At 63.5% G+C, this 21,219-nt stretch carries 21 protein-coding genes, 1 tRNA gene and 1 pseudogene; 17 read left to right on the top strand and 6 right to left on the bottom strand.

Annotation, left to right across the window (positions count from 1 at the left end):
* The first annotated feature begins 3 nt into the window (after positions 1-3).
* The 11 genes from ftsW (at position 4) to ACO07W_RS00570 (ending at position 10,985) form a co-directional block, all read left to right on the top strand.
* Positions 4-1,674 (top strand): putative lipid II flippase FtsW, encoded by a 1,671-nt coding sequence (gene ftsW / locus ACO07W_RS00520; RefSeq protein ID WP_421840050.1) that lies wholly within the window; start codon positions 4-6, stop codon positions 1,672-1,674.
* Positions 1,671-2,891 carry an undecaprenyldiphospho-muramoylpentapeptide beta-N-acetylglucosaminyltransferase gene (murG, locus tag ACO07W_RS00525; protein WP_421840051.1) on the top strand — a complete coding sequence of 407 codons (1,221 nt, stop codon included), beginning with the start codon at positions 1,671-1,673 and terminating at the stop codon, positions 2,889-2,891. Before ftsW ends, murG begins: the two co-directional genes overlap by 4 nt.
* On the top strand, positions 2,888-4,381 hold the full coding sequence (gene murC / locus ACO07W_RS00530) for a UDP-N-acetylmuramate--L-alanine ligase (RefSeq protein WP_421840052.1): 1,494 nt from the start codon (positions 2,888-2,890) through the stop codon (positions 4,379-4,381). Before murG ends, murC begins: the two co-directional genes overlap by 4 nt.
* A gap of 125 nt (positions 4,382-4,506) precedes the next feature.
* Positions 4,507-5,361, top strand: a complete 855-nt coding sequence (locus tag ACO07W_RS00535; RefSeq protein WP_421840086.1) for a cell division protein FtsQ — start codon at positions 4,507-4,509, stop codon at positions 5,359-5,361.
* Between the two features lie 257 nt (positions 5,362-5,618).
* Positions 5,619-6,770, top strand: a complete 1,152-nt coding sequence (gene ftsZ, locus ACO07W_RS00540) for a cell division protein FtsZ (protein WP_421840053.1) — start codon at positions 5,619-5,621, stop codon at positions 6,768-6,770.
* Positions 6,771-6,862: 92 nt separating this feature from the next.
* Positions 6,863-7,570: a peptidoglycan editing factor PgeF gene (gene pgeF / locus ACO07W_RS00545; protein ID WP_421840054.1), complete on the top strand. Its 708-nt coding sequence runs from the start codon at positions 6,863-6,865 to the stop codon at positions 7,568-7,570.
* Between the two features lie 32 nt (positions 7,571-7,602).
* Positions 7,603-8,361, top strand: a complete 759-nt coding sequence (locus tag ACO07W_RS00550; protein ID WP_421840087.1) for a YggS family pyridoxal phosphate-dependent enzyme — start codon at positions 7,603-7,605, stop codon at positions 8,359-8,361.
* Between the two features lie 63 nt (positions 8,362-8,424).
* The gene (locus tag ACO07W_RS00555; RefSeq protein WP_421840055.1) at positions 8,425-9,060 is read left to right on the top strand and encodes a cell division protein SepF; all 636 of its coding nucleotides are present in this window, start codon (positions 8,425-8,427) and stop codon (positions 9,058-9,060) included.
* 168 nt (positions 9,061-9,228) lie between these two features.
* The gene (locus tag ACO07W_RS00560) at positions 9,229-9,519 is read left to right on the top strand and encodes a YggT family protein (RefSeq protein ID WP_421840056.1); all 291 of its coding nucleotides are present in this window, start codon (positions 9,229-9,231) and stop codon (positions 9,517-9,519) included.
* Between the two features lie 249 nt (positions 9,520-9,768).
* The gene (locus ACO07W_RS00565; protein ID WP_421840057.1) at positions 9,769-10,554 is read left to right on the top strand and encodes a DivIVA domain-containing protein; all 786 of its coding nucleotides are present in this window, start codon (positions 9,769-9,771) and stop codon (positions 10,552-10,554) included.
* A 95-nt stretch (positions 10,555-10,649) separates the two neighbouring features.
* Positions 10,650-10,985: a hypothetical protein gene (locus ACO07W_RS00570; RefSeq protein ID WP_421840058.1), complete on the top strand. Its 336-nt coding sequence runs from the start codon at positions 10,650-10,652 to the stop codon at positions 10,983-10,985.
* A gap of 42 nt (positions 10,986-11,027) precedes the next feature.
* Here the strand turns inward: ACO07W_RS00570 and ACO07W_RS00575 are convergent.
* The 3 genes and pseudogenes from ACO07W_RS00575 to ACO07W_RS00585 form a co-directional block, all read right to left on the bottom strand.
* Positions 11,028-11,744: pseudogene (locus ACO07W_RS00575) on the bottom strand (phosphoribosyltransferase); the annotation flags it as partial.
* A 429-nt stretch (positions 11,745-12,173) separates the two neighbouring features.
* Positions 12,174-12,446 (bottom strand): hypothetical protein, encoded by a 273-nt coding sequence (locus ACO07W_RS00580; RefSeq protein ID WP_421840059.1) that lies wholly within the window; start codon positions 12,444-12,446, stop codon positions 12,174-12,176.
* Between the two features lie 336 nt (positions 12,447-12,782).
* Positions 12,783-12,868 (bottom strand) — tRNA-Leu (locus tag ACO07W_RS00585).
* 143 nt (positions 12,869-13,011) lie between these two features.
* On the opposite strand from ACO07W_RS00585, the gene ACO07W_RS00590 reads away from it, so the two are divergent.
* Together ACO07W_RS00590 and ACO07W_RS00595 are read left to right on the top strand one after the other, a co-directional pair.
* Positions 13,012-14,358 carry a M20/M25/M40 family metallo-hydrolase gene (locus ACO07W_RS00590; protein ID WP_421840060.1) on the top strand — a complete coding sequence of 449 codons (1,347 nt, stop codon included), beginning with the start codon at positions 13,012-13,014 and terminating at the stop codon, positions 14,356-14,358.
* Positions 14,359-14,404: 46 nt separating this feature from the next.
* Positions 14,405-14,935 (top strand): YbhB/YbcL family Raf kinase inhibitor-like protein, encoded by a 531-nt coding sequence (locus ACO07W_RS00595; RefSeq protein WP_421840061.1) that lies wholly within the window; start codon positions 14,405-14,407, stop codon positions 14,933-14,935.
* Between the two features lie 14 nt (positions 14,936-14,949).
* On the opposite strand, the gene ACO07W_RS00600 is transcribed toward ACO07W_RS00595, so the two are convergent.
* From ACO07W_RS00600 to ACO07W_RS00610, 3 genes are read right to left on the bottom strand one after another with little or no spacing between them, the layout of a single operon-like run.
* Positions 14,950-16,059, bottom strand: a complete 1,110-nt coding sequence (locus ACO07W_RS00600) for a quinone-dependent dihydroorotate dehydrogenase (RefSeq protein WP_421840088.1) — start codon at positions 16,057-16,059, stop codon at positions 14,950-14,952.
* A gap of 50 nt (positions 16,060-16,109) precedes the next feature.
* Positions 16,110-16,310, bottom strand: a complete 201-nt coding sequence (locus ACO07W_RS00605; protein ID WP_421840062.1) for a DUF5703 family protein — start codon at positions 16,308-16,310, stop codon at positions 16,110-16,112.
* Between the two features lie 53 nt (positions 16,311-16,363).
* Positions 16,364-17,437 (bottom strand): YncE family protein, encoded by a 1,074-nt coding sequence (locus ACO07W_RS00610; RefSeq protein ID WP_421840063.1) that lies wholly within the window; start codon positions 17,435-17,437, stop codon positions 16,364-16,366.
* 121 nt (positions 17,438-17,558) lie between these two features.
* Between ACO07W_RS00610 and ACO07W_RS00615 the strand changes: the two genes are divergently transcribed.
* From ACO07W_RS00615 to ACO07W_RS00630, 4 genes are all read left to right on the top strand, one after another.
* Entirely contained in the window at positions 17,559-17,861 is a 303-nt protein-coding gene (locus ACO07W_RS00615) for a hypothetical protein (protein ID WP_421840064.1), read from the top strand.
* A 60-nt stretch (positions 17,862-17,921) separates the two neighbouring features.
* Positions 17,922-18,752, top strand: a complete 831-nt coding sequence (locus ACO07W_RS00620) for an undecaprenyl-diphosphate phosphatase (RefSeq protein WP_421840089.1) — start codon at positions 17,922-17,924, stop codon at positions 18,750-18,752.
* Positions 18,749-19,492 (top strand): histidine phosphatase family protein, encoded by a 744-nt coding sequence (locus tag ACO07W_RS00625; RefSeq protein WP_421840065.1) that lies wholly within the window; start codon positions 18,749-18,751, stop codon positions 19,490-19,492. The genes ACO07W_RS00620 and ACO07W_RS00625 overlap by 4 nt, the downstream gene beginning before the upstream one ends.
* A gap of 310 nt (positions 19,493-19,802) precedes the next feature.
* A complete protein-coding gene (locus ACO07W_RS00630; RefSeq protein WP_421840066.1) occupies positions 19,803-21,107 on the top strand; it encodes an NAD(P)-binding domain-containing protein in 1,305 nt (434 codons plus the stop codon).
* The last annotated feature ends 112 nt before the right edge of the window (positions 21,108-21,219 follow it).

Consider the following 21,219-nt stretch of genomic DNA (forward strand, 5'->3'; position numbering starts at 1 on the left):
GGAGTGGGCAACGTACTGACCCGGCTGCTGCGCAGGGGCGAGGCGGCCGAGGCGAACAACCAGGCTCAAGACGTGCCCGAGCCTGACCAAACGGGGGAGATGGACCAATCAGAAGATTCGGCCCCGCAGGCAGCCCCTGAAGGTGCGAAGGCGTCGGCGCGTTCTCCGGAGGCCGAAGAACGGGGTCCGCGCACCCGGTTCGGGGCCTGGCTGGGTCGGCCCATGACCTCGTTTCACCTGATCATCGCGGTGACCGCGTTGCTGACCACGCTCGGCTTGATCATGGTGCTGTCAGCCTCCTGCGTGCGGTCTTATGACGATGACGGGTCCGCGTGGGTGATTTTCGGCAAACAAGTCTTGTGGACGATCATCGGACTTGTCGGCTGCTACATCTCATTGCGGATGCCGGTGCGGTTCATGCGGCGTATTGCCTTTTCCGGTTTCGTGGTCACTATCGTGCTACTAGTGCTGGTGCTCGTCCCTGGAATCGGCACGAAGTCCAACGGATCGCGCGGTTGGTTCGTGGTGGCGGGCCTGTCCATGCAGCCTTCTGAGCTGGCAAAGATGGCCTTCGCTATCTGGGGAGCGCATTTGCTGGCCGCTCGACGGATGGAACGGGCGTCGCTGCGTGAGATGTTGATTCCTTTGGTGCCGGCCGCAATCATCGCGCTGGCACTAATCGTGGCCCAACCCGACCTTGGGCAGACAGTATCGCTGGGCATCATCTTGCTGGGTCTGTTGTGGTACGCAGGACTGCCATTACGCGTTTTCGTCAGCTCAGTTTTCGCGGTCTTTGTTTCCGGCGCAATCCTGGCGGTCTCCGAGGGCTACCGGTCGGACCGGGTGCGGTCTTGGCTCAATCCGGACAGCGATCCGCAGGATGCCGGTTACCAGGCCCGGCAAGCGAAGTTCGCGTTGGCGCACGGCGGTATCTTCGGGGACGGTCTCGGTCAGGGCGTCGCCAAGTGGAACTATCTGCCCAATGCCCACAACGACTTCATTTTCGCGATCATCGGCGAGGAGCTCGGGCTCGTTGGTGCGCTTGGGCTCCTGGGGCTATTCGGTCTGTTCGCCTACACAGGCATGCGGATCGCCCGCCGATCAGCCGATCCGTTTCTGCGGCTGTTGACGGCCACCACGACGCTCTGGGTGCTGGGACAGGCGTTCATCAACATCGGCTACGTAATCGGCCTGCTTCCTGTCACTGGTTTGCAGCTGCCGCTGATCTCCGCCGGTGGAACCTCCACGGCCGCAACGCTCTCGCTGGTGGGCATCATGGCAAACGCCGCTCGCCACGAACCGGAGGCGGTGGCCGCCTTGAGGGCCGGGCGCGACGACAAGATGAACCGCTTGTTGCGGCTGCCGGTGCCCGAGCCGTACATTCCCACGAGTCTTGAAGCGTTCCGCGACCGCAAGCGTGCGCGTCCGCAACCGGTGCAGAAGCCGGCCCCGTGCGAGGCGCCCCATAAAGTTGCTCGGGACAAGCGGAAGCCTGCACATCAGACACCGCCTCGAACGGCTGCTCGGCCGGCCCGCGGCTCTGCGGGCGCCGCTCGCGCGCGGGGGCGGGGACACCTTCCGGTTGCGGGAGAGCATCATGGAGCTGGCCAGCGGTATGCCGGCCAGCGTCATACACGGCGCGTTCGCGCATTGGAAGGTCAGCGTTACGGGTGAACGACTCGGTCAGGGAGCCGGCCGGTGAGCTGGGAGTGCCCAACCACAGCCCTCCGTTGTCGGTCGTATTGGCCGGCGGCGGCACTGCGGGCCATGTCGAGCCCGCGATGGCCGTCGCCGACGCACTCCGCGCCTTGGAACCCCAGACAAGGATCACCGCGCTGGGTACCTCGCGTGGGCTCGAGACCAGCTTGGTTCCGCAGCGCGGCTACCAGCTTGAGTTGATCACGCCGGTGCCGCTGCCGCGCAAGCTCAGCGGTGACCTGGCCCGGCTGCCGTCCCGGGTGTGGCGCGCGGTCCGGGAGACTCGGGCGGTGTTCGAGGCTGTGAGCGCCGACGTTGTCGTCGGCTTCGGCGGTTATGTGGCGTTGCCGGCGTACTTGGCGGCGGCTGGCATAGCGGGCATGCCTTTTCGGACCAGGGTGCGAGGGCGTGTCCCGGTGGTGATCCATGAAGCCAACGCTCGGGCTGGGCTGGCGAATCGGGTCGGTGCCCGCAACGCACACCGGGTTCTTTCAGCGGTGCCGGCTTCCGGGTTGCGAGGCGCCGAGGTGGTCGGTGTGCCGCTACGGGCAACGATCACCACCTTGGATCGTGCCGCTCTGAGAGCTGAGGCGCGGGCCTGCTTCGGCTTCGCCGATGATGCGCGGGTTTTGCTGGTGTTCGGTGGTTCGCAGGGCGCCGCGTCGCTCAACCGGGCCGTTGCTGGAGCCGCCGCCGAACTTGCCGCAGCGGGTGTCTGCGTGCTGCACGCCCACGGACCCAAGAACACCATCGAGCTGCCTGCACCAAACGAGGGTGACCCGCCGTATGTGGCGGTGCCCTATTTGGACCGGATGGACCTGGCCTACGCCGCTGCTGACTTGGCGATCTGCCGGTCCGGTGCGATGACGGTCGCCGAGGTGTCGGCGGTGGGCTTGCCGGCAATCTATGTGCCGTTGCCAATCGGCAACGGTGAACAGCGGCTCAATGCGCTACCCGTGGTCAATGCGGGCGCTGGCATGGTGGTCGCCGACGGTGACCTGACACCGAAGTTGGTGGCTCGCCGGGTGGCTGAGCTTCTCAACGACCAAAACCGGCTTGCGGCGATGAAAGCAGCTGCCGCGCAGGTGGGTCATCGTGACGCGGCCTATCAGGTAGCGCGCGCCGCGCTAGGGACAGCACGGGAAACTCGGCGAGCGCGAGACAGGCGGCTGGCGGCTGGGAGGCGGCAGTGACCGCCGCACAGTTACCGCCCGAGTTGCGACGGGTGCACATGGTGGGCATCGGGGGAGCCGGAATGTCGGGTATCGCCCGCATCCTTTTAGATCGCGGCGGGGAAGTATCGGGGTCAGATGCCAAAGAGTCACGCGGTGTGCGTGCGCTGGAAGCACGAGGCGCCAAGATTCGGATAGGGCACGACGCGTCGTCGCTGGACATGCTGCCTGGCGGCGCGACCGCGGTTATCACGACTCACGCGGCCATTCCCAAGACGAACCCCGAGTTGGTCGAAGCCCGTCGCCGCGGCATCCCGGTGGTTCTGCGGCCCGCCGTGCTGGCCAAGCTGATGGCGGGGCTCGCCACGTTGATGGTCACTGGCACGCATGGTAAGACGACCACGACTTCGATGCTCATTGTTGCCTTGCAGCATTGCGGGCGGGACCCATCGTTCGCCGTCGGCGGCGAGCTCGGGGAGGCCGGAACCAACGCCCACCACGGCAGCGGCGACTGTTTCGTCGCCGAAGCTGATGAAAGCGACGGCTCGCTACTCGAGTACACGCCCAACGTTGCGGTGGTCACCAACATTGAGTCCGATCACCTGGACTTCTACGGCAGTGCTGACGCCTATGTGGGGGTGTTCGACTCGTTTGTGGAACGGCTTGCCCCAGGGGGCGTCTTGGTGGTGTGCGTCGACGACCCCGGAGCGGCCGCGCTGGCGGAACGCACTGCGGAGCTGGGAATTCGCGTGCTGCGTTACGGCTCGGCCGCGCAGCGGCGGCTGGACGAACCAGGCGAGCCTCTAGCCGCGACGCTAGTGTCGTGGGAGGCAGAGGGCACCGAAGCAGTCGCGCATATTCATTTGGCAGGCGAACCTCACCCTCGCGTGATGCGGTTGTCGGTGCCCGGCCAGCACATGGCACTCAATGCGCTGGGAGCGCTGCTAGCGGCAATCGAGATCGGGGCCGCACCTGAGGATGTGTTGGACGGGTTGGCAGGGTTCGAGGGCGTGCGTCGCCGATTCGAACTGGTCGGGGCCACCGGAGAGGGCGAGGCGTCGGTACGCGTGTTCGACGACTATGCCCACCATCCGACCGAAGTCAGCGCGACGTTGGCTGTGGTGCGCGCTGTGCTCGGGCCGAGTGTCAGTGGTCGTTCGCTGGTTGTGTTTCAGCCGCACCTATATACCCGGACAAAGGTTTTCGCAGCAGAGTTCGGTCGCGCGCTCAGTGCCGCTGACCAGGTGTTCGTGCTCGATGTGTATGGCGCCCGCGAAAAACCGATCGCGGGCATCAGCGGAGCCAGCGTGGCCGAGCACATCCGCGTGCCGGTGCGCTACGTTCCAGATTTCTCCGCGGTTGCCGAGGTGGTGGCGGCGGCCGCCGGACCGGGTGACGTCATTGTCACGATGGGCGCTGGAGACGTAACCATGCTGGGGCCGGAGATTTTAGCCGCGTTGCGGATGCGGGCGAACCGCAGCAGGCTCGGTCGGCCGGGGGTGCTGCCGTGACAGAGACCGACGACTGCCCGTCGGATGACGCAGTGGCGGGAGACGTCACCGAAGATGTCTCCGCAAGTGACGTGGCTACCGAGTCGATTGACGGCGGCGAAGCCGAAGCGTCGGATACCCAACAGCTGGAAGAGGACGCCCGACAACCCGAGGACACCGAAGAAGTAGAGGGTCCGCGCCGTCGCGCTCGGCGTGAACGGGCCGAACGGCGAGCCGCTCAGGCTCGCGCCATCGCGATCGAGCAGGCGCGCCGCGAAGCCAAACGGCGGGTGCTCGGGGGCGTCGCGAAGGAGCCGAAGCCCGTCGCTCGGGGTGTCGTTCGAGGGTTGAAGATGCTTCTTGCAGCCGTTGTGCTGGCTGTCGTCGGGGTAGGGCTTGGGTTGCTGCTCTATTTCACTCCGGCCATGTCTGCTCGCAGTATCGTCGTGACCGGGATCGAGGCGATACCCCTTGAGGAGGTCCTCGACGCGGCCGGCGTGCAGACTGGGACGCCGTTGTTGCAGATCAATACCAACCAGGTCGCTGACCGGGTGGCAACGATCCGGCGGGTGGCTCGGGCGCGGGTGCAGCGTCAGTACCCGTCCGCATTGCGTATCACCGTCGTCGAGCGGGTGCCGGTGGCCGTGAAAGACTATCCGGACGGCCCGCATCTCTTCGACCGTGACGGTGTCGACTTCGCGACCGCTCCGCCGCCGCCCGCGATGCCGCACCTAGATGTCGACGATCCCCGTCCGAGTGATCCGGCCACTAAGGCGGCGTTGCACGTATTGACCGCGCTGCGCCCAGAGGTTTCAGTTCAGGTGGGCCGGATCGCGGCTCCGTCGGTCGCCTCGATCACCCTCACGCTGACCGACGGGAGAGTGGTGATCTGGGGAACTACTGACCGTATTGAGGAGAAGGCGGAGAAGCTGGCCGCTCTGTTGACGCAACCTGGTCGGACCTACGACGTTTCCAGCCCTGATTTGCCGACGGTGAAATAGCGGCGCGGCTGTGTGAACAACCTCACGCTGGCGCGACGGCTCCCCGGGGAATTGCTGAAATTCATCCACGCAGCGTCGGCGCGCCTGCACCGTTAGTGCGGGTCCTGCCCATACCGTTCTGGTTGCGCGGAACTACTTGACATAACTCTAAGCCTATGGTTGAGGTTGAGGGTTTGGCAAGCGGACACACCGCCACCCCCAACGGGGAGAACCGACCCGGGAAAACAACCGAGTCACACCAGGGAGGAAGACGGATGATGACCCCCCCACACAATTATCTGGCAGTCATCAAGGTGGTGGGCATCGGCGGAGGCGGTGTCAACGCCGTCAACCGGATGATCGAGCAAGGCCTCAAGGGCGTGGAGTTCATCGCTATCAACACCGACGCGCAGGCGTTGCTGATGAGCGATGCCGACGTCAAACTCGACGTTGGTCGCGACTCCACTCGTGGGCTAGGCGCCGGCGCCGACCCGGAGGTCGGGCGCAAGGCGGCCGACGACGCCAAGGATGAGATCGAGGAATTGCTGCGGGGCGCCGACATGGTGTTCGTCACCGCCGGTGAAGGCGGCGGCACCGGCACCGGCGGGGCGCCAGTGGTCGCAAGTATCGCCCGCAAGCTCGGGGCGCTAACGGTCGGAGTTGTGACACGGCCGTTCTCGTTCGAAGGCAAGCGGCGCAGCAATCAGGCCGAAAACGGTATCAGTTTGCTGCGGGAGAGCTGCGACACCCTCATTGTCATTCCCAACGATCGGTTGCTGCAGATGGGAGATGCTGCGGTATCGCTCATGGATGCGTTCCGCAATGCCGACGAAGTCCTGCTCAACGGCGTCCAGGGAATCACCGACCTGATCACCACGCCCGGATTGATCAATGTCGACTTCGCTGATGTCAAGGGCATCATGTCTGGCGCCGGCACTGCGTTGATGGGCATCGGCTCAGCCCGGGGTGAAGGTCGGTCGCTGAAAGCTGCCGAGATCGCGATCAACTCCCCATTGCTGGAGGCGTCGATGGAAGGCGCGCAGGGCGTCCTGATGTCGATCGCTGGCGGTAGCGACCTGGGTCTGTTCGAGATTAACGAGGCGGCCTCGCTGGTGCAGGATGCCGCTCATCAGGACGCCAACATTATCTTCGGCACGGTGATCGATGACTCGCTCGGCGACGAGGTGCGGGTCACGGTGATCGCGGCCGGCTTCGATATCAGCGGAGCCGGCCGCAAACAGGTTGTGGGGGCAGCGTCTGGCGATACGGGCGGCGCGCATCGGATCGAGTCGGCAAAGGCTGGAAAACTCACTTCGACCCTGTTCGAGCCGGTTGACGCCGCGAGTGTGCCGGTGCCCACCAATGGTGCAACTCTAAGTATTGGCGGCGACGATGATGATGTCGACGTGCCGCCCTTCATGCGTCGCTAAGGGGTCTAGCGTGTTTGCCGATTGCGTGCCACGCCGGTCGCGGCGGAGCCCCATTGGCGTTCAGTTGACCACACAATCTGGATACTGGGGACGTGAATTTTCGCATCCATCGAGTGACCACCACCCGGGCAGGTGGTGTGTCGGTTCCACCGTTCGACACCTTCAACCTGGGCGACCACGTCGGTGACGACCCGGCGGCGGTGGCAGCAAACCGGGTCCGCCTGGCAACGGCGATCGGTCTGCCCGCCGAACGGGTGGTGTGGATGAACCAGGTCCACGGTGATCAAGTCGGCGTGGCCGACGGCCCACGCGACTCGGCGTTCGATGCCACCGATGCATTGGTGACCCGTACCCGCCGGCTGGCGTTGGCGGTGTTGTCGGCCGACTGTGTACCGGTATTGATGGCCGATGCCCGTGTCGGCGTCGTCGCTGCGGTTCACGCCGGTCGTGTGGGCGCGCAGCGCGGTGTGGTGGCCCGCACGGTCGAGGCGATGCTTGGCCTGGGCGCGCAGCCCGGCGATATTTCGGCGCTGCTGGGTCCTGCGGTCAGCGGTCGCAACTACGAAGTCCCGGCGGCGATGGCCGACGAGGTCGATGCGGCGTTGCCGGGCAGCCGCACCTCCACCTCGGCGGGAACTCCCGGGCTTGACCTTCGCGCCGGAATAGTCGGACAGCTCCGCAAGTTGGGTGTTACGTCAGTTGAGGTCGACCCTCGCTGTACGGTGGCCGATCCGACGCTCTTCAGTCATCGGCGCGGCGCGCCCACTGGGCGGCTGGCGTCGTTGGTGTGGATGGAATGAGTCCGATGGCGCCGAAAAAGCTTGCAAGCGACATGCGGGGCGACCGGGAAGCGGAATTGACCCATGGTTTGGCCGGAGTGCGGTCGCGGCTCGCGGCAGCCGCAGATGCTGCGGGTCGCAATGTCAGCGAAATTAAGCTTCTCCCGATTACCAAATCCTTCCCAGCAACCGATGTCGCGATTTTGTCCCGACTGGGTTGTCGGTCCGCTGGGGAATCGAGAGTGCAGGAAGCCTCAGCGAAGGTAGCCGAAGTAGCACAGCTGTTGGCCGCGTCTGGTCAGGCCGGCGTGCGCAGTATGCATTGGCACATGGTGGGTCGGATTCAGCGAAACAAGGCGCGCTCGGTGGCGCGCTGGGCGCACACCGCCCACTCGGTTGACAGCTCACGAGTGGTGGCTGCTTTGGATAAGGCGGTCGCCGAGGCGCTAGCTGCGGGCAGTCGTCCGAAACCGCTGCGTGTGTACGTTCAGGTCAGCCTTGATGGTGATGCGTCTCGTGGTGGCGTGGACACCACAACGCCGAATGCGGTGGATCAGGTCTGCGCCCGGGTCGAAGAGTCGGCGAGCTTGAAACTGATGGGGCTGATGGGCGTTCCCCCCCTGGGTTGGGACCCCAACGAGGCCTTCGATCGGCTGCAATCCGAGCACAATCGGGTGCTCGAATCGTTCCCCAAGGCGGTCGGGCTATCGGCTGGAATGTCCCACGACCTTGAAATGGCCGTCAAACACGGTTCGACCTGTGTGCGTGTCGGTACCGCGCTATTGGGCCAACGGCGGTTACGGTCACCGTGAATAGTCACTATAGTCACACCTTCATCACGGACACCAGAGCTCACACGGCTAGAAGGGGCAGGCATGAGCACACTGCACAAGGTCAAGGCCTACTTCGGTATGGCTCCGATGGAGGATTACGACGACGAGTACTACGACGATCGGGCTCCTTCTCGCGGATATTCGCGCACTCGCTTCGAGGACGACTACGGTCGCTACGAAGGGCGTGACTACGACGACCCACGCAGCGAGCCGGCCGACTATCCGCCGTCGGGTTACCGCAGCGGGTACGGGGGGGAGGAACCACGTTTCAGGCCGCGCGAATTCGACCGGGATGACATGAACCGACCGCGCTTCGGGTCGTGGTTGCGCAACTCCACCAGAGGCGCTCTGGCGATGGACCCGCGCCGGATGGCCATGATGTTCGAGGAAGGTCACCCGCTGTCGAAGATCACCACGCTGCGGCCTAAGGATTACAGCGAAGCTCGCACCATCGGTGAGCGGTTCCGAGACGGCACTCCGGTCATCATGGATCTGGTTTCGATGGACAACGACGACGCCAAACGGCTGGTCGACTTCGCCGCCGGTTTGGCCTTCGCGTTGCGCGGTTCGTTCGACAAGGTAGCGACCAAGGTGTTCCTGTTATCGCCCGCCGACGTCGACGTCTCCCCTGAAGAGCGTCGTCGGATTGCTGAAACCGGTTTCTACGCCTACCAATAGGCGTGACTGCCGTTGCGCGGCTCGGTAGATCGTGGGTGGGGTTTCGAGGTCGGCTTGCCTCCTCGGCCTGCCTATGGATAGGTGCTGGCAACCTGAGTCGGTAGGCTGGCTCATGCCGCTCTGACGGGCGGCGGTTTTTCATCCTCATCAGTTAGGTCGGGGCTCTCGTTGGTGCTGTTTTTTCAGATCCTTGGGTTTGCGCTGTTCATCTTCTGGCTGCTGCTGATCGCACGGGTCGTCGTCGAATTCATCCGCTCGTTTAGCCGGGACTGGCGTCCGAGTGGCATCACAGTGGTGATCTTGGAGATCATCATGTCGATCACCGATCCGCCGGTGAAGTTGCTCCGGCGGTTGATCCCGCAACTCACCATCGGCGCGGTCCGCTTCGACCTGTCTATCATGGTGCTGTTGCTGGTCGCGTTCATCGGCATGCAACTGGCGTTCAACGCCGCGGCGTGAGCGGCGTCGTCGTCACCCGGGCGTCGTTGGGAGACGGTTCGGCCACGATTCGGCGACAAGTTCGGCGCCCCCGATTAATAAATCCAAAGATTGTGACCTATTGGCCTTAGAGTTTGAAATTGGCCCTTATTAATTGGTCCAATCGGCTACCAGCGTGTCTGGTGTGACAGGATGGGCAGTAGTTGCGCGATTGCTACCGCTCCGTTCTACACTCCCAGAGCGTTTGACAGGAACTTGAGGGGACAGACAATGCCGCTTACACCCGCCGACGTCCACAATGTGGCGTTCAGTAAGCCGCCTATCGGCAAGCGTGGGTACAACGAAGATGAGGTTGACGCCTTCCTTGACCTGGTAGAGAACGAGCTGACGCGGCTCATCGAAGAGAACTCCGACCTGCGCCAGCGGATAAACGAGCTGGATCAAGAACTGGGCGCTGGCCCCAGTCCCGCTGCTCAGCCGACCCGTGCGATGCCGGTCTTCGAGCCTGAACCCGAGCCTGAACCTGTCCAGCCAGCACGGGCGGCGGCGGATGCCCTGAACTCCGAGCAGGCCATAAAGGCCGCCCGGGTGCTGAGCCTTGCTCAAGACACCGCGGACCGGCTCACCGTGACCGCCAAGGTCGAGTCCGAGAAGATGCTCGCGGACGCCCGGGCCAACGCCGATCAGATTGTCAGCGAAGCTCGGCATACTGCCGAGACAGCGGTGGCTGAGGCAAGGCAGCGTGCCGATGCGATGCTGGCCGATGCGAACAGCCGGTCCGAGAGCCAGCTCCGTCAAGCACAGGAGAAGGCCGACGCCTTGCAGGCTGACGCCGAACGCAAGCATTCCGAGATTATGGGAACCATCAACCAGCAGCGCGGGGTGCTCGAAGGGCGCCTTGAGCAGCTGCGTACTTTCGAACGTGAGTATCGCACCCGGCTCAAGACGTACCTGGAATCCCAGCTTGAGGAGCTCGGCCAGCGTGGGTCGGCGGCACCGGTCGATGCGAGCGCAGATGCCGGCGGGTTCGACCAATTCAATCGGGGTAGCAACTAGCCGAACGTCTGCCGCGCAATCGCCCGGGTTTCATAGCTGGCGCGCAGATGCCTGGTAGGTTTGGCAGTCGCTGTTCGTCAGCTGGAGGGTGATCAATGCTCATCATTGCGCTTGTCCTGGCCCTGATCGGGCTTGCTGCGTTGGTCTTGGCAGTGGCTACCAGCAATCAGTTAGTGGCCTGGTGGTGCATCGGAGCCAGCGTGCTGGGCGTCGTGCTGCTGATCGTTGATGCGTTGCGGGAACGCCAGCAACGCCGTTCCGGCGACATGGGCGAAGCCGAGGATGACGAGGAGGCTCCGGAAGCTTACGAGCAGGACGAGCGAGACGCCGGCGACCCCATCATTGATGAGGCCTCGCAGGAGGCCGATACCGACGATGCCGGGGAATCGGCTGGACGCGGCGGCGACGACATCGCCAATCGGGCCAAGTAGGGCAGCCACCATCTCGATGCTGGCTGCCCGTGTAGGTGGTGCCTAGTCACTCCATGGGCGGTCGGTGGTCGGTCTGGCCAGCAGCTCGCGAACCTCGTCGTCGCTGACCTGATGAAAGTCGGCATAAACCTGCCCGACGGCTTCAAACGCGGACGGCATGGTGGCACACACCACATCATCGGTCTCCCGGGCAATTTCCTGACATGCCGAGGCTGGCCCGACGGGGACCGCGACGATGATCGATCGTGGTTTGGCGGCCCGGACCGCGCGCACGGCGGCCAGCATGCTTGCGCCAGTGGCGATACCGTCGTCGACCAGGATCACGATCTTGCCTCGTAGGTCGGTGACTTGGCGCCCGCCCCGATACACCTGTTCGCGCCTCGTGAGCTCCTCGGTCTCGCTGGCGATCACATCGCGCACCTGCTCGTTGGTGATGTGCAAGCTAGACACCACGCTGTCGTTGAGCACAATTCCGCCACCGCTGGCCAACGCGCCCATTGCGAGCTCGCTCCACCGCGGCACGCCCAGTTTGCGAACCAGGAATACATCCAGGGCGGCATGTAGCGCCGATGCGACTTCCCACGCGACCGGGACACCTCCACGAGCAAGCCCGAGAACGAGTACACCATCCTGCCCGCGGTAAGACACCAGCTCTTCGGCGAGCACGCGTCCCGCATCGCGGCGATCGCGAAATTGGCGGGCTCGCCTCCGCCGGACAAAGCTACTCGGTGGGTTCATGAGTTGGACTCTCGGCTGCTGCCACCATTAAGCCTACGGCTGCGCGCCGCCGTCTGGAGCCGGGTTGGCCAAGATGGGCTGCCGCGGCGAAGGTCAGGATGTCGCGGTCGCGCGGATGAGCCGGTCCATGCCGCATCGCGAAAAGTGTCCGAGGGGGGACTTGAACCCCCTGTGACACGGGTTGAGACCGGGCGAATGGGTAGTTGATCGTTGTCCGCGCTCAGGTTGGCACACTCTAATGTCGGGCGGTCAGGCTTGGAGATGTTCGAGGTGGGACGGTGCCCATGCCCTGCCATCCGCGAACGGATCGTTTCCATGGTTTTCTTCGGCTTCATGCTCGGTCGCTGCTCAGCGCTTGGTGTCAACCGCCGCAGCTGCGAACGCGTGCCGCTCATTGGCTGGGACTCGACCCCCGGTCGGCAGAGAACAGCCGGAACTTCGCGCCCTACGTCAGAAATGTCCCGGATTGATGAACGGGTTGTGCCCCGGGTTCGCGAAAGGACTGTGGCCGGGATTGACGAACGGGTTGTGGCCGGGGTTGACGAACGGGTTGTGTCCTGGGTTGAGGAATTTATTGTGCCCAGGGTTGAACGGGCCATGCCCCCCATGCCACCCGTGCCCCTGATCGAAGAATGGATCTGCATGTGCCAGACCTGCACCGACTCCAAGGGACGCTAGGCTCAGCCCGCCGCTCATCGCTACAACCGCGATTGCCTTTTTCATTTGACCGCACCCTTTTAACAGCTCTTAACTTCGCTACACCACAATGCCGCAGGATCTATAGGTTTACTATAGACCTCGCCGTGGAGTCGGTTACACACATCTTGGCGTGTATACCACGGCGCTGCATTCCCCACACGTCTACGTTGTGTGCCAGTCGCGCTGGACGCACCCGCACGGCCGTTGCCCAACCAGCACAGTGTTGGGGCTGAGTCGATAACCGGCTGGGCAGGGTGTTGTGGGTACACCATCTAGCCGCCACCGGCGCGGCGGACAAGGCTACGATCCCCATCTGCGACGGGTCAGGGCGACGGCGAACGTGAATCGTGTCGCCGGATGTGTCCGAGGGGGGACTTGAACCCCCACGCCCATTAGTAGGGCACTAGCACCTCAAGCTAGCGCGTCTGCCATTCCGCCACTCGGACAATGTCAACCGCAAGGGTTGGCAGCTAAGGCTATCGGATCGGCATGCGTGGTCCCAACCCAACTCGGTGACACTGCGGGCGCGGCGGAGAGGCGGGCACGCTGACAGGGATCGCTGACGAGAAAAGTGGTAGGAAGGTTGACTGTGACAGGTGAGTCCGAGGCGTCAACCGGCCCGAGTGATGACGTTGCCGAAGTCGTCGGCAGGCTGATTCAATTCGACACCTCCAACACCGGTGAACCCGAGACCACCAAAGGTGAAGCCGAGTGTGCGCGGTGGGTTGCTGAGCAGCTGGCAGAGGTTGGCTACGAGCCCGAATACGTCGAATCGGGTGCCCGTGGCCGAGGCAACGTGTTCGCGCGTCTGGCTGGCGCCGACAGTTCCCGAGGCGCCTTGCTGATCCACGGGCACCTCGACGTCGTGCCGGCTGAAGCAGCCGATTGGAGCGTGCATCCTTTCTCCGGAGCGATCGAAGACGGCTATGTCTGGGGTCGGGGCGCGGTCGACATGAAGGACATGGTGGGCATGATGATCGTGATTGCCCGACATTTCCGACGGGCCGGTATCGTCCCGCCGCGCGATCTGGTGTTCGCGTTTGTCGCTGATGAAGAGCACGGCGGTACATACGGCTCGCAGTGGCTGGTCGACAATAGGCCTGATCTGTTTGACGGCGTCACCGAGGCGATCGGCGAAGTGGGCGGCTTCTCCCTGACTGTGCCGCGCCGCGACGGGGGCGAGCGCCGGTTGTACTTGATCGAGACCGCCGAAAAGGGCATTCAGTGGATGCGGCTCACCGCACGGGGCCAGGCGGGGCATGGCTCGATGGTCCATGACCAGAATGCGGTCACCACGTTGGCGGAGGCGGTCGCCCGCTTGGGGCGACACCAGTTTCCGCTGGTGTGCACTGACACCGTCGCGGAGTTCCTGGCCGTGGTCAGCGAGGAGACTGGGGTCGTCTTCGACGTCGAATCGCCGGATTTGGACGGGACTATCGACAAGCTTGGTCCGATGGCTCGGATGCTGAAGGCGGTGCTACACGACACCGCAAATCCGACGATGCTCAAGGCTGGATACAAGGCGAACGTCGTTCCCGCGTCGGCGGAAGCGGTGGTGGACTGCCGCATACTGCCCGGCAGGCAGGCGGCGTTTGAGGCCGAAGTTGACGCGCTGATCGGCCCCGACGTCACGCGGGAGTGGGTCAGGAACTTGCCGTCCTATGAGACAAGCTTCGACGGCGACCTCGTCGATGCGATGAACGCCGCGGTGCTGGCAGTAGATCCGGAAGGTCGGACGGTACCCTACATGCTTTCTGGCGGGACTGATGCTAAGGCATTTGCGCGCTTGGGAATTCGTTGCTTCGGCTTCAGTCCGCTGCGGTTGCCGCCGGAGTTGGATTTCGCTTCGTTGTTCCACGGAGTCGATGAACGGGTACCCATCAGTTCGCTGCACTTCGGCGTCGAGGTACTAGAGCACTTTCTTACCCACTGCTAGTTCGGATTTAATCCGAGACCACGCTGAACTCACGAGAGGATTTTCTGTGACGTTGCCGCCCGATCCGTATGCTGCGCTTCCGCAACTGCCTTCGTTCACGCTGACTTCGACCTCGATTACGGACGGGCAGCCGCTAGCTACGCCTCAAATCAGCGGAATCATGGGTGCCGGTGGAGAGGACGCCAGCCCCCAGCTGAGTTGGTCGGGATTCCCCGCAGAGACCCAGAGCTTCGCCGTCACCGTGTACGACCCCGACGCTCCGACCCTGTCTGGATTCTGGCATTGGGCGGTAGCCAACTTGCCTGCCGCCGTCACCGAGTTGCCCGAAGGTGCTGGAGACGGCTCGGTGTTGCCGGGTCAGGCTCTGACGCTGCTCAACGACGCCGGCATGCGCCGCTATGTCGGCGCTGCGCCGCCGCCCGGCCATGGTGTGCACCGCTACTATGTCGCAGTACACGCGGTGAACGTCGAGAGGCTCGAACTCGGCGAGGCCGCCAGCCCCGCATTCCTGGGGTTCAACCTGTTTTCTCACGCCATCGCACGAGCGGTTATCTGCGGTACGCACGAACAACGCTAGCGGGGCGAACCCGTCTATAAGTGTGTGGCGGCCTCATCTGGTGGTTGGTCTGGCTTGGGTATCGCCGAACCCACCGCGGCGCTGAGCGAGGAGAACCCGCCTGCGTGCAGCCGCCGCGCAATGTCGTCGTGGATGTGCTTGGCCCACAAGCCTCCGCCATAGATGAAGCCTGTGTACCCCTGCAGCAGCGACGCACCCGCGGTTATGCGCGCCCATGCGTCGTCAGCGGTTTCGATCCCGCCCACACTGATTAGTGGCAACTGGTCGCCGACACGCGTGTAGAGCCTACGCAACACCTCGGTGGCGCGGCTCGCTACCGGCGGCCCCGAAATGCCTCCCGCGCCCAGCTGATTGACGCCGGGTGTGATCAAGCCGTCACGTGACACTGTGGTGTTGGTGGCGACGATCCCGGCTAGCCCCAGCTCGGCGGCGAGGTCCGCGATGTCGTCCACCTCGGCGTCGGAGATGTCGGGTGCAATCTTGACAAGCACCGGCGTCGATGTCTTTGAGGACTCCGCAACGACGGCGCTTAGGATGGGCCGCAGCGCCTGGACCGCCTGTAGATCTCGCAGTCCCGGCGTGTTCGGCGAGCTGACATTGACCACCAGGTACGACGCCAGCGGACCGACCAGCCGGGCACTTGCCCGGTAGTCGGAGACCGCGTCGGCGGCCGGTGTCTGCTTACTCTTGCCGATGTTCACCCCGATGGGTACGTCGGATCGGCGTCGAGCAAGGCGGGTCGCGAGTGCGCCGGCACCGTCATTGTTGAATCCCATCCGATTCAGCAGGGCGCGATCGTCGGCCAGCCGGAATAGGCGTGGGCGTGGATTTCCGCGCTGTGGATGCGCAGTGACCGTGCCTACCTCGGCGAATCCAAAACCTAGTGCGCCCCAGCTGGATAGGCCGGAGCCGTCCTTGTCGAACCCCGCGGCCAGCCCCAGCGGCGCCGGGAAGTGCACCCCAAACACCGTGCTGCTCAGCGCCGGATCTCGCGGGGCCAGCAATCGGTGCAGTAATCGGCGCACCGGCGCAACAGCGGTGGCTGCGGTCAGAGCCGCAAGAACCACCATGTGGATGCGCTCGGGTGGGAACAGGAACAGCAGCCGGCGCACCGGACCGTATATTCGATGCCTTTTTGGGTAGCGGGCGGCTTCCGCTTTCTTGGCTGGCACAGTCACGGCTCGTCGGGGCATCGGTTTGGTAGACGAGACTTCTTGCGGCGCAACAACACTCGTCTGCTACCGTCGGTATAGAGGCGCACCCGCGTCAGTTCCCAGCCGCGGTACTCTGCCTCGATGGATAGCCGGGTCGACGCGCTGACCCTGGTCAGTTCCGGTGGCAAGCGGAGCGGCGCCCAGTCGTACTCGTCAGACATCTCTGTGTCCCAGCCCAGGGGGAGTCGATTAGACCGCGACGAGGGCCCAGCGCTCACGAGGCGCCCGCCGCGTGTTCGATGACCTGGACCCCGGCGCCGGAACTCGAAATGACGTACAAGGTGTCCGACGCGTCGTCGAAGGCCAGCGAGTTGGGTTGCCGCACGGTTGGGTAACGCACCTTTTCCACGGGTATTCCGGTGCTCAGATCGTATCCAATAACGGTATTCGACGCGGTTTGGGATACCCAGGCCAGCCGGTGGGATCCAGCGAGTCCGTACGGCCCGTCAGGCACCGGGTAAGCCTGGCGCAAGATCAACGGATCGACGCCGTACACGAGCAACTGGCCGCCGCGCGTGTCGGCGACCAACACCCGCCCCAGCGGATCGGTGGCCAGAGTGGTTGCTCCTGTGCCGGCTCGCAGCGCCTGCTGAGCGCGGCCGTCGGCGTCCAGTGTTGTCACCGAAGTTTGTGCACGGTCCAGCACTATTGCGGTATTACCTTGTGTCGCAAGGGAGTCAACGTGGGCAAACGTTGTGTTTTGGTTAGCTACCGCGGCGGTCCCGCGGTGGTCGGCCGCGGCAAGGGTGTAAACGGTCCCATTTGCGCTGCCCAGCACCATCTTGCCGTCGGCCCGACGCGCGATGGCGGTGAATTCGGTGCGCGGGGCCTCGTTGACAAGCACTCTCGCGATGTCGCCGGTGGACAGATCGACTCTGAAATAACCGCCGTGGGCGGCCAGGTAGGCAGTGCCTTGCTGGTCGCTGGTTAACGCGGTTGCGGGGCCCGGCAGGGTGATCACCCGGGGCGCAATCTGTCGGTCGCTGAACATGGCAATGCTGGCCGGTGTAGTCGAGTCGGAGCCGGTGGTGAGGACGGCTAGCTGGTGAGTGCCGTTGTCGAACATCGAGGTCAGTGGGTTGCCGCCGAGCGGACGCACCGTGCCCGCTGGATTTTGGGAGGGCGGCGGCGACTGAGCGGGATGTGCCGGCTCGATTGTCGGGGGTTTCTGCTGCGCGACGGCATCTAACGGACTCGACGAACAGCCCGTTGCGGCCAATAGCAAAGAAAGTAGAAGAAAAAAACCGCAATGAACTGAGGAATTTAAGAATTTATGCCGTGGTAGCAACGAAAAGGCCCCTGAGTATGGAACATGGAAGTCAAATTCTAGAGAACTTCTAGCGAACAATGTCGGGTTGCTCTTGCCATGTTACGCACAACCGGTGGTTCCGAAGAGGTATCGTCACGGCATGACCGTCATCGTTGACCGGCGTACCGCGGACCAAGAGTTTGCTGTCGAGGACATGCTGACAGGAATCGGCGCCAGCGGTTATGGACAAGTCGGTGATGGACGTAGTTTTTCGTTCCACATTGAGCACCGCTCGCTCGTCGTCGAAATTTACCGTCCGCTTCTGGCGGGGCTGGTTCCCCAGGTTGGCGATTTGGTTGCTCGGACGGTGCGCAGTCTGGTCGACATCGACCTCACCGATGAACGCAGCCTTATCGCGGCAGTGCGTGATTCGGTTGCGTGGGCCGAGCCGGTGTCGCGGTAGTCGTATCCAGTAGCAGCGCTGGCAGCAGGTACGGTCGTCGTCGTGACTGCAGTCTCGGCGATGTCTTGGTGGCAAGTTGTTGATTTGGCAGTGTTACAGGGGCTGACTGAGTTCCTGCCGGTGTCCTCTTCCGGGCACTTGGCGATCGCATCGCGGATTTTCTTCAACGACGACGCGGGCGCTTCATTCACAGCGGTCAGCCAATTGGGCACTGAGGCAGCCGTTCTGGTCTACTTCGCTCGCGATATCGCACGTATCCTCCGGGCCTGGTGTAACGGGCTGGTCGTCAAGTCACAACGAAGTGCCGAATATCGGCTCGGTTGGTACGTCATTGTCGGAAGCATCCCAATCGGCGTGCTGGGTCTGCTGTTCAAGGATGAAATCCGATCGGGCGTTCGGAATCTGTGGGTAGTGGCAACGGCGCTGGTGGTGTTTTCGGGGGTAATCGCGCTCGCGGAACGTGTGGGTCGCCAAAGCCGTCATGTCGAGCAGCTGAGCTGGCGCGACGCCATAGTGGTGGGTGTTGCGCAAACGTTGGCCTTGGTTCCCGGAGTTTCGCGATCCGGGTCGACGATAAGCGCCGGGCTATTCCTCGGGCTTGACCGCCGCCTGGCCGCGCGATTCGGTTTTCTGTTGGCAATACCGGCGGTCTTCGCCTCGGGGTTGTACTCGTTGCCTGACGCATTCCATCCGGTAACTGAGGGGATGAGCGCTACCGGTCCGCAGCTACTGGTCGCGACTCTGATCGCGTTCATCATCGGCCTGGCCTCGGTGGCCTGGTTGCTGCGGTTTTTGGTGCGGCATTCGATGTACTGGTTCGTCGGCTACCGGTTGCTTGTCGGCATCGGTGTGCTTTTCTTGTTGGCGACCGGGACAGTAGCCGCCGTATGACCGTCATACTGCTACGCCATGGCCGGTCTGCCTCTAATACCGCCGGCATTCTGGCTGGCCGCACTGAGGGCGTCGACCTTGATGACAAGGGGCGCGAGCAGGCTGCTCGACTGATCGATCGGGTTGGAGATCTGCCTGTGCGCGCAGTTGTGTCTTCGCCGCTCCTGCGGTGTCGGCGCACCGTAGAACCGCTCGCCGAGGCTTTGTGCCTCGAGCCCGCCATTGATGATCGGCTCGCCGAAGTCGACTACGGGGAATGGACCGGTCGCAAAATAGTCGATCTGGTCAAGGAGCCGTTGTGGAAAGTAGTGCAGGCCCATCCCAGTGCGGCGGTGTTTCCGGGGGGTGAGGGATTGGCGCGGATGCAGGCGCGTGCAGTGGCTGCAATCCGCGAGCACGATCGGCGACTCGCTTTGGCATACGGGGGTGAGCACGGTAGTGACGTGCTGTGGCTTGGCTGTACCCATGGCGACGTGATTAAGGCCGTCGTCGCCGACGCACTGGGTATGCATCTGGACGCCTTCCAGCGGGTTAGCGCCGATCCCGGGTCGGTGAGTGTTGTCCGCTATACCGAGCTGCGCCCGTTCGTCCTGCATGTAAACCACACCGGTGCCCGTCTGTCGGTGACACTGCGTCAAGCGCCGGCATCGCACGGTGAGCCGCCAAAGAGCTCGTCGTCGGGGGAGCAGAGCACTGCGGTGCCGAGCAGTGACGCGGTGATCGGCGGCTCGGCCGGCTAGACACCGATACCTGGAGCGGCAGGCGTTCTCCGATGGGTTAGTCAGAGAGCGAGCAGTTTGCGCACCGCCGCGTCGATTGTCCCTTGATAGTCGTCGGTGTCTTCTTAGCCAGCGGCACGTCAGCGGCCGAATGTCATCACGACTGCACCGGGTTGCAGGCATTAGACGATCATGCTGAGTATTTCTGTCTAGCGGATCGGCTGATGGGCCCGGGTCGGGTGCGGTGCGTCCTTTTGTGGGTTGGTTCGTCCTTGTTGGTGTAGGGCAGTTGTCTCACAAGTTGTGGGGACTGGACATCAGGGAGGACGCGATGGTTGATCAGAGTTTGCCGGTGGTGGTTGTTGGAGCTGGCCCGATTGGCCTCTCTGCGGCAGCGAACCTGTTGGATCGTGGTTTGGAGCCGGTTGTATTGGAGGCTGGTGATCGAGTCGCGGACAGTGTTTCCCGGTGGGGGCATGTGCGCCTGTTTTCTCCGTGGCGCTACGTGATCGATCCGGTCAGCAAGAAGATGTTGGGCCAGTCGTGGTCGTCCCCGGACCCCGAAACTCATCCAACCGGGCGCGATTTGGTAGACCGGTACTTGCAGCCGCTGGCGCAGGTGCCGGAAATCGCCGAGGCAATCAGGCTGGGGCGCCGCGTTGTCAGTGTTACCCGCCGCGGGGTAGATAAGACCCGGACCGAAGGTCGTGAAGGCCTTCCGTTCGAATTGACCGTCGATACTGCGGCCGGCCAGGAACGCATCTTGGCGCAGGCAGTAATCGACGCGAGCGGTACTTGGGGTCAACCGAATCCGCTAGGTGCGGGTGGCGTGCTGGCTGTCGGTGAGCAACAAGCCCGGGATCGTATCTGGTACGGAATTCCTGATGTGCTGGGTAAGGACAGAGACCGGTATGCCGGCAAACGGGTGGTTGTTGTCGGATCAGGGCATACAGCACAAAACGCGGTGAGAGATTTGGCTGCGCTAGCTCGACAAGCGCCGGGGACCGCCGCCACGTGGGTGGTCCGGCGGGAGGACCCCGGACACATGTTCGGCGGTGGTCGCTCTGATGATTTGCCAGCGCGCGCCAAGCTCGGCTCGGACTCGCGCGCCTTGGTCGAGGCTGGCGAGGTGGAGTTCGTCTCTGGCTTCGGCACCAGTGAGGTCGTTGAAAGCGGGCAACTGTGGTTGGTTTCGTTGGGTGACAGGAAGATCGGTCCGTTCGATGAGATCGTCGCGGCCACCGGTTCCCGGCCAGACTACGCGCTGGCGCGGGAGATACGTCTGGATTTGGACCCGATCGTCGAGTCCACTTCTCAGTTGGCTCCGATGATCGACCCGAATCTGCACTCATGTGGGACCGTGCCGCCGCATGGGGTTGAGGAATTGACCCACCCCGACGTGGGCTACTACGCGATCGGCGGCAAGTCTTATGGTCGGGCGCCTACGTTCTTGTTGCTGACTGGATATGAGCAGGCCCGATCCGTGGTCGCGGAAATAGCCGGGCATCCGGAAGAAGCCCGCCAGGTGACGTTGGAGCTACCTGCAACTGGTGTGTGTTCTAGCTCGTTGCGATCCACGACTCACCGTTGTTGCGTGCCTTCCCCTGCTGAAGAAACGGCGGCTTTCAGTTGTTGAGGGTAGGTCTGCGACCGTACAAGCGAGTTTTTCATCGTCCGGATCGGTTTTCGCGGAAAAGGCTGGTTGCCCAATGACGGCGGGCCTGACGATACGGCTTTCTATTGCCCAG

Source organism: Mycobacterium sp., assembly GCF_965230835.1.
Classification (GTDB): Bacteria; Actinomycetota; Actinomycetes; order Mycobacteriales; family Mycobacteriaceae; genus Mycobacterium.